This is a genomic window from Thermohalobaculum sp., from assembly GCF_058622915.1.
This window is the reverse complement of record NZ_JBZSYN010000077.1, coordinates 50,174-60,413: the sequence shown is the minus strand read 5'-3', so window position 1 is coordinate 60,413 and position 10,240 is coordinate 50,174. Positions and strand designations below refer to the sequence as shown.

8 protein-coding genes are annotated in these 10,240 nt (G+C 68.3%); 7 read left to right on the top strand and 1 reads right to left on the bottom strand.

Annotated elements, in window-relative coordinates; all coding sequences use genetic code 11:
• Positions 1-366 precede the first annotated feature (366 nt).
• On the bottom strand, positions 367-1,287 hold the full coding sequence (locus AC32QD_RS06700; RefSeq protein ID WP_492009711.1) for a LysR family transcriptional regulator: 921 nt from the start codon (positions 1,285-1,287) through the stop codon (positions 367-369).
• A gap of 93 nt (positions 1,288-1,380) precedes the next feature.
• Between AC32QD_RS06700 and AC32QD_RS06695 the strand changes: the two genes are divergently transcribed.
• The 7 genes from AC32QD_RS06695 to AC32QD_RS06665 all read left to right on the top strand — a co-directional run bounded on the left by AC32QD_RS06695 (position 1,381) and on the right by AC32QD_RS06665 (position 10,227).
• Positions 1,381-2,832: an aldehyde dehydrogenase family protein gene (locus AC32QD_RS06695; protein ID WP_492009710.1), complete on the top strand. Its 1,452-nt coding sequence runs from the start codon at positions 1,381-1,383 to the stop codon at positions 2,830-2,832.
• Positions 2,829-3,821, top strand: a complete 993-nt coding sequence (locus AC32QD_RS06690; RefSeq protein ID WP_492009709.1) for a membrane dipeptidase — start codon at positions 2,829-2,831, stop codon at positions 3,819-3,821. The genes AC32QD_RS06695 and AC32QD_RS06690 overlap by 4 nt, the downstream gene beginning before the upstream one ends.
• 28 nt (positions 3,822-3,849) lie before the next feature.
• Positions 3,850-5,406, top strand: coding sequence for a BCCT family transporter (locus AC32QD_RS06685; protein ID WP_492009708.1), 1,557 nt, complete (start codon positions 3,850-3,852; stop codon positions 5,404-5,406).
• Between the two features lie 134 nt (positions 5,407-5,540).
• On the top strand, positions 5,541-7,151 hold the full coding sequence (locus AC32QD_RS06680) for a hypothetical protein (RefSeq protein ID WP_492009707.1): 1,611 nt from the start codon (positions 5,541-5,543) through the stop codon (positions 7,149-7,151).
• Positions 7,148-7,858, top strand: a complete 711-nt coding sequence (locus AC32QD_RS06675; protein WP_492009706.1) for a DUF3726 domain-containing protein — start codon at positions 7,148-7,150, stop codon at positions 7,856-7,858. The genes AC32QD_RS06680 and AC32QD_RS06675 overlap by 4 nt, the downstream gene beginning before the upstream one ends.
• Positions 7,859-7,868: 10 nt before the next feature.
• A complete protein-coding gene (locus AC32QD_RS06670; protein WP_492009705.1) occupies positions 7,869-8,885 on the top strand; it encodes an Ldh family oxidoreductase in 1,017 nt (338 codons plus the stop codon).
• Between the two features lie 91 nt (positions 8,886-8,976).
• Complete coding sequence (locus AC32QD_RS06665; RefSeq protein WP_492009704.1) at positions 8,977-10,227, top strand: sarcosine oxidase subunit beta family protein; 1,251 nt, start codon at positions 8,977-8,979, stop codon at positions 10,225-10,227.
• Positions 10,228-10,240 lie beyond the last annotated feature (13 nt).

Below are 10,240 nucleotides of genomic sequence, written 5' to 3'. Positions count from 1 at the left end.
TGGCACGGTGCCGTCTGGAGGGTTCAAGCGGTCCGTGCCGTCTGATGCGCGATAGATGCCCCAGCGACGCGCGCGAATCTATTCGGCTCGTTGGCCCTAGGCCCCGGGGCCGGGCAGGCCTTGGCCAACTGGCCGATACCGTCGACCCCTCCGCGAGAGCGATCTGCGCCTCACGCAGCCGTCCGACAATCGCCGCGGGCGAATACCTCTTCCGTGCCGTCTCGACCCTCCTTCAGCCAGTCGATCACTAGCATCAGACCGGCGGCGAAAGAGGGGAGCAGGTCACGCTGCGAAACGTCGAGGACTCGTGCCGCGAACGCGGCCTCGATGCGACCCGGGGGACGATCCCGTTCGCAAAGAGTGGCGTCAGTCCGACGCCTCCTGAAAACCGATTTCCCCGCCAAGCCCGCAGTGGTTCGCACTCGCCCGACAGCTCCCCGCGACGAAGTCCGCAAACGCGGCTGTTGCCGGGCTCGGGGTATCACGAAGCCGGAGCACGAGTTGGATCTCTCGCCACACCACCGGGTCCTCGAGTCGGGTAAAGGCGAGACCTGGCGCAGTGTTTCGGATTACCAGCTCGGGCAGGACCGTCACCCCAAGCTTTGCGCGCACCATGCCGATCAGGGTGGTCGTGTCGTGCACGCGAAGCCTCGCGCCCGACATCGCACCCTTGAGGGCCGGAGCGGCAAACCGCTCGAAGAGGGGGCTTGTTATGAACGGCGCATCGGACAGGTCATTCCACGTGATCCGCTGCCGCTGCATGATCGGATCGTCAACGCGGGAAATGAGGCCGAAGGCGTCCCTGACAAGGCTGATCCGGCGCAGATCGGGGTGTTCGCGCGCATCGGACACAATGCCGAGATCGACCCGCTCACCCTCGAGCTCCCGCAGGATGGTGGCGGTGTCCATGTCGTGGATGTCAAGCCGGACCGTCGGGTACCGATCGAGGAAGGCCTGCGCAATGGCGGGCAACTCGGCCGCGGCAAACGACGGAACCGACGCAATGCGGACTTCGCCGCTGCTGCCGTCGGCGAAGTCTTCGATGGCCTTCACCGTTTGGGCGAAGTGGGCCAGCTCGCGCTGCGCCATCTCCAGCACGAAGGCGCCGAGCGGGGTCAGCCGGTTCTTGCGGTCCGTTTCGAACAGCCGCTGGCCGAGATGCTGCTCCAGGCTCTTCAAGGTCATCGACACCGCGGACGGTGTGCGCCCGAGTGTGCGCGAACCGTCGACGAGATTGCGGGCGCGGGCGACCTCGGCGAAGGCCCGCAGCATCTCGGTCTTGATCATATTTCACTCTCACTGAAACGCACTTCAGAAGTTCCTAATTGATTGAAGTCAACCGGCCCGTCAATGCTCCGCGGCACTTCCAGGAGGTGACGAATGGCCGAGCGCGGGATCAATTTCATCGCTGGCGAATGGGTTTCGGGCGAAACCGAGATCGAGAACCGCAACCCCTCCGACCTGAGCGATCTGATCGGCGCCTACGCGCAGGCGAGCGCGGCGCAGCTCGACGACGCCATCTCTGCCGCCCGGCGGGCGCAGGCAGACTGGGCCGCGACGGGGCTGGAGAAGCGGCAGGCGGCGCTGCACGCCATCGGGGCGGAGCTGATGGCGCGCGCCGAGGAGCTCGGCACGCTGCTCAGCCGCGAGGAGGGAAAGCCCCTGGCCGAAGGCCGCGGCGAGGTCTACCGCGCCGGGCAGTTCTTCACCTACTACGCCGCCGAAACCCTGCGCCAGATCGGCGAGAATGCCGACAGCGTCCGTCCCGGCATCGAGATCGACATCCGGCGCGAGCCGATCGGCACCGTCGCCGTGATCAGTCCGTGGAACTTCCCCATGGCCACTGCGGTGTGGAAGATCGCGCCGGCGCTGGCCTACGGCAATGCGGTCGTGTGGAAGCCGGCCAACATTGTACCCGCCTCGGCGGTGGCGCTGGCGGAAATCGTGTCGCGGCAGGATGTTCCGGCGGGACTGTTCAATCTCGTCATGGGATCGGGCCGCTCGGTCGGGCAGCGGCTGGTGGAGCATTCCGGCATCAACGGCATCAGCTTCACGGGCTCGGTCGAAGTCGGCAAGGGCATCGCGGCCTCGGCCATCGGCAACCTCACGAAGCTGCAGATGGAGATGGGGTCCAAGAACGCGCTGGCCGTGATGGATGATGCGGACCTCGACACGGCGGTTGGTGCGGCGATGAACGGCGCCTTCTCCGGCACCGGGCAGAAATGCACCGCCTCCTCGCGGCTGGTGGTGCACGAGCGCATTCACGACGCGTTCGTCGAAAGGCTGGTCGCCGCGGCGAAGGCGATGCGCGTCGGCCATGCCCTCGAGCGCGAGACCCAGATGGGGCCCGTGGTCTCCGAGAGCCAGCTCAAGCAGAACCTCGCCAACATTGCGCTGGCCCGCAAGGAGGGCGGCGAGGTGCTGACGGGCGGCGAGTGCCTGGAGCGCCCGACCGAGGGCTATTTCATGTCGCCGGCCGTCATCGCCGGCACGCGCAACGAGTGGCAGGTCAACCGCGAGGAGCTGTTCGCGCCCATCGCCTGCGTCATAAAGGTGGGCAGCTACGAGGAGGCGCTGGAGACCGTCAGCGACACCCGCTTCGGCCTGACCTCGGGCATCGTCACGCAAAGCCTGGCGCGGGCGACCCACTTCCGCCGCAACGTGCGTGCGGGCTGCATCATGGTCAACCTGCCGACCGCCGGCACCGATTACCACGTTCCCTTCGGCGGGCGGGGCGAAAGCTCGTACGGCCCGCGAGAGCAGGGCCGCTATGCCGCCGAGTTCTACACCACTGTCAAGACGGCCTATATCAAGGCGGGCGCGCCCGCATGAGGATCGACGGCCTGCAGTACGCCAACTGGTCGGAGAAGATCTTCCGGCAGATGCGCGAGGGCGGCGTCGATGCCGTGCACGTCACCATCGCCTATCACGAGATCTTCCGCGAAACCGTCCTGAACATCGAGCAGTGGAACCGCTGGTTCGAGCAGTTCCCCGATCTCATCTGCCACGCCCGCACCGGCGACGACGTGCGGCGGGCGAAAGAGGCGGGGCGCACGGCGATCATCTTCGGCTTCCAGAACCCCTCGCCGATCGAGGACGACATCGGGCTGGTGGAGATCGTCCACACGCTCGGCGCGCGCTTCATGCAACTGAGCTACAACAACCAGTCGCTGCTGGCGACCGGCTGCTACGAGGCCGAGGATCCCGGCATCACCCGCATGGGCCGCGAGGTGATCGCCGAGATGAACCGCGTCGGCCTGGTCGTCGACATGAGCCATTCGGCCGAGCGCTCGACGCTGGAGGCGATCGAGCTGTCGTCGCGGCCGATCGCGATCACCCACGCGAATCCGACCTTCTGGCACCCGGCGCTGCGCAACAAGTCGGACGATGTGCTGCGCGCGCTGGCCGAAAGCGGGGGGATGCTCGGCTTCTCGCTCTATCCCCACCATCTGGCCGGCGGGTCGGGCTGCACGCTGGAAAGCTACTGCGCGATGATCGCGCGCACCGCCGAGATCATGGGCGTCGGCCGCCTCGGCTTCGGCTCCGACCTGTGCCAGGACCAGCCCGACAGCGTGGTGTCCTGGATGCGGCAGGGCCGCTGGACCAAGGGCGAGGACTTCGGCGAGGGCTCGGCGGCGGCGCCGGGCTTCCCGCCCATGCCCGATTTCTTCCACGACAACCGCGACTGGAGCCGCCTTGAGGCGGGCCTTGCCGAGGTTGGCTTCGATGCGGACGAGGTCGCGGCCCTGATGGGCGGTAACTGGCTCGCCTTCTTCGACGCCTCGTTCGGACCCGCGCAGGAGGCGGGGAATACACAATAGAAACGGCCACCAGGGGAGACGAAAGCCAATGGCTGACGCGGCACGACTGGGCAACAGTGTGCGGAACACGCACATCAACCTGCCTCTGTTCTTCATCACCGGTGGGTTCATCGCCGCCTTTTGCGCGCTGGCCCTGATCAATCTCAGCGCCCTCTCGGCGATCGTCGATGCCGGCTTCGCCGTCTCGGCGCGCTGGTTCGGCCTCTACTGGCAGATCCTGCTGCTCGTGACCTTCCTGATCGGCCTCGCGCTGTGCGTGCTGCCGGGCGGCAAGGCCGTGCTGGGCGAGCTCGACAAGCCCGAGTTCACCTATTTCCAGTGGGGGGCGATGATCATGTGCACCCTGCTCGCGGGTGGCGGCGTGTTCTGGGCTGCCGGCGAGCCGATGGCGCACTTCATCACCCCGGCGCCGCTGTTCGGGGGCAAGCCGCTGACGCCCGCCGAGGCATCGCCCGCGCTGGCGTATTCCTTCTTCCACTGGGGCTTTCTCGCCTGGGCGATCCTCGGCTCGCTCACCACGGTGATGCTGATGCATTACCATTACGAGAAGGGCCTGCCGATGTCGCCCAGAACGCTGCTCTATCCGGTGTTCGGCGACCGCGCGCTGGACGGGCCGATCGGGATCACGACCGACGCCGTGTGTATCATTGCGGTGGTCGCGGGGACCGTGGGGCCGATCGGCTTCCTCGGGCTGCAGGTCTCGTTCGGGTTGCACGCGCTGTTCGGCATTCCCGATGTCTTCGTGACCCGGGGGCTGGTGATCGCCGCCCTTGTCATCGTCTACACCGTGTCGGCGGTGACCGGGATCAACCGCGGCATCCAGTTCCTCAGCCGGCTTAACGTCATCCTCGCGATCGGGCTGCTTGGCTTCATGTTGCTCGCGGGTCCGACGCTGTTCATCTTCGGCCATTTCTTCACCGGGATGGGAGTCTACCTCGCCAACTTCTTCGACATGGCGCTGTTCCGCGGCAATGCGGGATGGTTCGGCAAGCCCGGCTGGCTCGGCTGGTGGACAGTGTTCTTCTGGGGCTGGTTCCTCGGCTACGGGCCGCTGATGGCGATGTTCATCGCGCGGGTCAGCCGCGGACGGTCGATCCGCTCGATCGTGATCATGGTCTCGATCGTCGCTCCGCTGATCACGAACTTCTGGTTCACCATCGTCGGCGGCAGCGGCATCGCGATCGAGCTCGCGAACCCGGGCTCGGTGAGCCACGCCTTCCAAGGCTTCAACCTGCCGGCGGCGCTGCTCGCGATCACGCAGAACCTGCCATTCGGGTTCCTGGTCTCGTGCCTGTTCCTGATCCTGACCACGATCTTCGTGGCGACCACAGGTGACTCGATGACCTATGTCATCTCGGTCGCGATGTCCCAAGAGGATCGCTCCTCGACCTGGGTGCGCGTGTTCTGGGGCCTTGCGATGGGGGCAATGGCCATCATCCTGATCTCGCTGGGATCGGGCGGCGTTGGCAAACTGCAGAGCTTCATCGTCATCACCGCGGTCCCCGTCTCGCTGGTCCTGCTGCCCTCGCTGTGGGACGCCGTCAGGATCACGCTGGCCAAGGGGCGCGAAGCCAAGTCAGCATAAGTCAAAGCCGCGCCCGGCCCAGGGCGCGGTACAACCCCACGATGGAGCCCATGGTCACATCCCCTGCCCCTGCCCCTGCCCCGGCCCCTCGCCGCCTCGATGTGACGCGCTTCCGGCGCCGCCCGGACGAGGTGATGCGGCTCGCCCGCATGGGCTCGTTTCACCGCACCCGCCTCTCCTTCATGGACACGCTTCTGCGCCGGCTCGCCTCCGAGAACTGGCGCTTCGACCGGCCGGTCTGGGAAATCGACGAGCGGGGCGTCGGGCGGGCGGTCTATAGCGTGCATGGCCCGGAGCGCAGCTACTCGCTGGTCTGCTTCGCCCACGACCTGCCGGACGAGATGCGTTCGGATCGGGTGATCGCCACTGCCTGGGACGCGACCTTCTCTCTGTTCGACGGCGAGCCCGGCGAGGCGGATCTTCGACGGCTGGAAGCCAACGTTCCGAAGCAGGAGGCGGGGCGGATTTCCGACAACGAGCTCACGCTTTCCCGCGCCAACCGCTCGGTGCGCCTCTTCGAGCACGTCGTGAGCCGGCTCGCCGAGGGGCGCCAGCCGGACCCGGAGCAGGTCGAGGCGGTCGGCTACCTGATGCGGACCACTGCCGTCTACGGCTCGGGAAAGTTCGGCGCGGCGGACCGGGCAAAGATCTCCGGCCGGCCCGAGCTGAGGGGGCCGTTCCAGGCCGAGATGCTGTGCGTCTGGCTGATACGGGCCTTCACGCTGAATCTCGTCGAACACCTCGCTCGGGCGCGCGGCGGCGATCGGGCGGCCGTGGTCGCGCCCGCGCTCCGCCGCCGCTTCGGCGTGGGCAACTCCACCGGCCTCGGCATGGCGCCGTTTCTGATGCACCATCCGGTGCTTCTCAACAACTGGATGACGGCGCGCGAGGAGGCGCTGGCGCGGGTGCGCGCGTTGCCCGCCGCCGATGCCGATACGATCGCCGGATTCCACGCCGCCCTCGGCGGAGCGCGGGAGAACGCGAGGTTCTGGCAATCGGAGCACCCGATCCAGCAGGACAAGCTGAAGGCGCTCCGGGCCGATCTCGACGCGCTTGCAGCGCATATGGAGACGGACGACGCCCTCGCCGGGTCCCAACCGTGGGACACGCTGTGGCGCTGGGCCGAGCGGACGCTCTCGCTCGAAGGGCAGGAGGCGCTGGTCTCGCTCATGCTCGAGCCGCACGGGCCGCTGGTGGACGACCTCACCGACACAATGCATGCGGACGAGGACGCCGCCTTCCGCATCGAGGGCGCGATGACGGTCACGACGCTCGCCAGACTGATGCACGAGCTCTATGGCTGGGCACTCGACGTCGATTACGAGGCGCCGGAGAACTGCGCGCGCTTCTGGTACGTCTCGGAGGAGAAGCTGGAGCCGCGCCTGGGCGAGCGCCACGAGGAGGAGGGCGCCGAGTACGAGCAGCCCCTTTCCATCGGGCGCGACGCCCAGCGGATGATGGCCGACCTCGAGCGCTGGGAGGGCAGTGCGAGCGTCGCCGACTTTCTCATTGCGCATCCCGAGCATCGGCACGTGGTGCGCCGCGCGCAGACCGCCGCGCGTTACCCGTACGCCGAGATTCGCGACAACCTGATCTCGGCCGACCTGCTGCCGATCGATTTGCTGCGCTGCAAGCTTTCCTTCTTCGGCGCCTCGCGCTTCGACCCCAGATCGGACCGCTGGGTGCGCATCTGCATGTACCAGGAGGCGCCCTTCCCGCACGAGCTGTTGAGGTCCGCACAATGAGCGAGCGGTTGAGCGATCCGACCGTCCAGACCCCGACCGGCCCCACCGAGGAGGCCACGGGTGACTGGCAGGTCTCGCTCTCGGAAATCGACGCCATGGGCCTGAAGGCCGCCCGCGGCGCTGGCTTCAGCTGGGGCCTGGCCGAGGAGGCAGGCCGAGCCGCCCGCTGGCTGGCGGCCTACCGCCAGCCCGGGCCGCAGGCGCTGCTCGCCGCGCTCGAGGCGGAGGACGACGCGGCAGCATCTCACGCCCCCAGACCCGACCGGCCGCTCTGGCAGCCGGAGGCGGGGACGCTGTGTCCCGTGGCAACGGGGGCGGCCCTCTCCGACCGGGCCGAGGCGATCGCGGCCGGGACTTCCTTTGCGCTCGCGCCGGTGCTCTCGCCGCTGCTGCTGGTGCCGTTCCTGTGCCGCGCGGCGCAGGATTTCGATTGCTTCATCCTGCTTGAGGGCGAGGGCCTCGCGCTGGTCGCCACGCCCGAGGGCCCGGCCGCCCGGGACTGGCGGCCGATCTTGGCAACCGAGGTGGCGGGCCTCCAGATCAGCCGGACCACCGAGGCGAACGGTCCTGCGGTGGCTGCCGGGCCGGAGCCGCTGCGCGTGTCTGTCGAATGCTGGCGCGCGCTCGATCGCTTCGCCCATCGTACCTACGCCCCCGCGACCGAGGCTTCGCGGCGCGCGGGCGCGGGCGGCCGCGACAACGACTGAGGAGACACGCTTGCCCGACACCGTGATCATGTCGACCGCCGAGATAGAGGCCCTCGCCTTCGAGGCCCTCACCGCCGCCGGGACGCGGCCCGAAAGCGCCGCGCCGCTCGCCCGCGCCATCGCCGCATCCGAGCGCGACGGAATCGCGAGCCACGGGCTCGCCTACGTCCCGACCTACATGGAGCATGTGCGTTGCGGCAAGGTGGATGGCCAGACGGTCCCCACCGTCAGCCGCCCACGGCCGGGCGCCGTGCTGGTGGACGCCGGCACGGGCTTCGCCCATCCAGCTATCGAGGCGGGCTTCGCCGCGCTGATCCCGGCTGCGCGCCAGCTGGGCGTGGCCTCGCTCGCCATTCGGAACTCCTACAACTGTGGCGTCCTCGGCTACCACACCGAGCAGCTGGCGCTGGAAGGGCTCGTGGGGCTCGGATTCACCAACGCGCCGGCCTCGATCGCGCCGGTCGGAGGGCACCTGCCGGTGATCGGCACGAACCCCTTCTCGCTGGCGGTCCCGGACGGGGCCGGGGGCCTTGCGATGCTGATCGACCAGAGCGCCAGCGTCATCGCAAAGTCCGAGGTGATGAAGCACGCCCGCGAAGGGCGGACGATCCCCGAGGGCTGGGCACTTGATCCCGACGGCAAACCGACGCGCGATCCCGAATTGGCGCTCAAGGGATCGATGGCGCCTTCGGGCGGCTACAAGGGCGTCGGCGTCGGCCTGCTGGTCGAGGTCATGGCCGCCGCCTTGTCGGGCGCGACGCTCGGCATCGACGCCGCGCCCTTCAGCGGGACCAAGGGCGGCCCGCCGCGGACCGGTCAGTTCTTCCTGGCGCTCGACCCTGATGCCACGGCAGGCGATCTCTTCGCCGCCCGCATCACCGGGCTGACACAGGCGATCACGGGCCAGCCGGGGACAAGGCTTCCGGGCCGGGAGCGGCTCTCGGCCCGCAAGAGGTCCGAGCAGAGGGGCGTCGAGGTCTCTGGGAAGCTCGTTGAAACCATCCGCGCGGGGGCAGCCTCCGGCTAGGCTCTCACGCTCCTTGAAAGACGGCCAGACGCCGCGCGGTGCCGCTTCTTCTTTTGGCGCCGTCGAGCGTCAGGAAGCACGGGGGGACGAGATGCGTTATTCGGGCTTCAGGGTGTTTGCCGAAGGGCTCCGGGGGCAGCGCGGCTGGGAGCCGGTGTGGCGCTCGCCGGAGCCGCAGTCGGACTACGACATCGTGATCATCGGCGGCGGGGGGCACGGCCTCGCGACCGCGCACTATCTGACCAAGGAGTTCGGCCAGAAGCGCGTCGCGGTGCTCGAGAAGGGCTGGATCGGGGGCGGAAACGTCGGGCGGAACACCACCATCATTCGCTCCAACTACATGCTCGAGGGCAACGAGGCCTTCTACGAGTTCTCGCTGAAGCTGTGGGAAGGGCTCGAGCAGGATCTGAACTACAACGCGATGGTGAGCCAGCGCGGGATCCTGAACCTCTACCACTCGGACCCGCAGCGGGACGCGTTTGTCCGGCGTGGCAACGCCATGCGGCTGAACGGCGCCGATGCCGTTCTGCTCGACCGCGAGGGCGTGCGCAAGCTCTATCCCTTCCTGAACTTCGACGACGCGCGATTCCCGATCAAGGGCGGGCTCTTGCAGCCGCGCGGCGGCACGGTCCGGCACGATGCCGTCGCCTGGGGCTATGCCCGCGCCGCCGACAGCCGGGGCGTCGACATCATCCAGAACTGCGAGGTCACCGGATTCCGCATCGAAGGCGGCCGCGTGACCGGCGTCGAGACGACGCGCGGCGCGATCGGGGCGAAGAAGGTCGGCTGCGCCGTTGCCGGATCGTCGAGCCGGGTCATGGCGATGGCCGGCATGCGCCTGCCGATCGAGAGCCACGTGCTGCAGGCCTTCGTCTCCGAGGGGCTGAAGCCGGTCCTGCCGGGCGTCATCACCTTTGGTGCCGGGCACTTCTACGTCAGCCAGTCCGACAAGGGCGGCCTGGTCTTCGGCGGCGACCTCGACGGTTACAACTCCTACGCCCAGCGCGGCAACCTGCCGGTCGTCGAGGATGTCTGCGAGGGCGGCATGGCGCTGATGCCGATGATCGGCCGCGTGCGCCTGCTGCGCGTGTGGGGCGGGCTTCTGGACATGTCGATGGATGGCTCGCCGATCATCGACCGCACGCCCGTCGACGGCCTCTACTTCAACGGCGGCTGGTGCTACGGCGGCTTCAAGGCGACCCCGGCCTCGGGCTGGGCCTTCGCCCACCTGCTCGCCCGCGACGAGCCGCATCCGACCGCCCGCGCCTATCGTCTCGACCGGTTCCGCAAGGGACTGATGATCGACGAGAAGGGCATGGGCGCGCAGCCCAACCTGCACTGACGGGAGCCTCCAG

Excerpts from the sequence above, each read along its gene's own strand:
- AC32QD_RS06700 (WP_492009711.1), bottom strand. The coding sequence starts at position 1,287 with ATGATCAAGACCGAGATGCTGCGGGCCTTCGCCGAGGTCGCCCGCGCC.
- AC32QD_RS06665 (WP_492009704.1), top strand. The coding sequence starts at position 8,977 with ATGCGTTATTCGGGCTTCAGGGTGTTTGCCGAAGGGCTCCGGGGGCAG.
- AC32QD_RS06675 (WP_492009706.1), top strand. The coding sequence starts at position 7,148 with ATGAGCGAGCGGTTGAGCGATCCGACCGTCCAGACCCCGACCGGCCCC.
- AC32QD_RS06680 (WP_492009707.1), top strand. The coding sequence starts at position 5,541 with ATGCGGCTCGCCCGCATGGGCTCGTTTCACCGCACCCGCCTCTCCTTC.
- AC32QD_RS06695 (WP_492009710.1), top strand. The coding sequence starts at position 1,381 with ATGGCCGAGCGCGGGATCAATTTCATCGCTGGCGAATGGGTTTCGGGC.
- AC32QD_RS06690 (WP_492009709.1), top strand. The coding sequence starts at position 2,829 with ATGAGGATCGACGGCCTGCAGTACGCCAACTGGTCGGAGAAGATCTTC.
- AC32QD_RS06685 (WP_492009708.1), top strand. The coding sequence starts at position 3,850 with ATGGCTGACGCGGCACGACTGGGCAACAGTGTGCGGAACACGCACATC.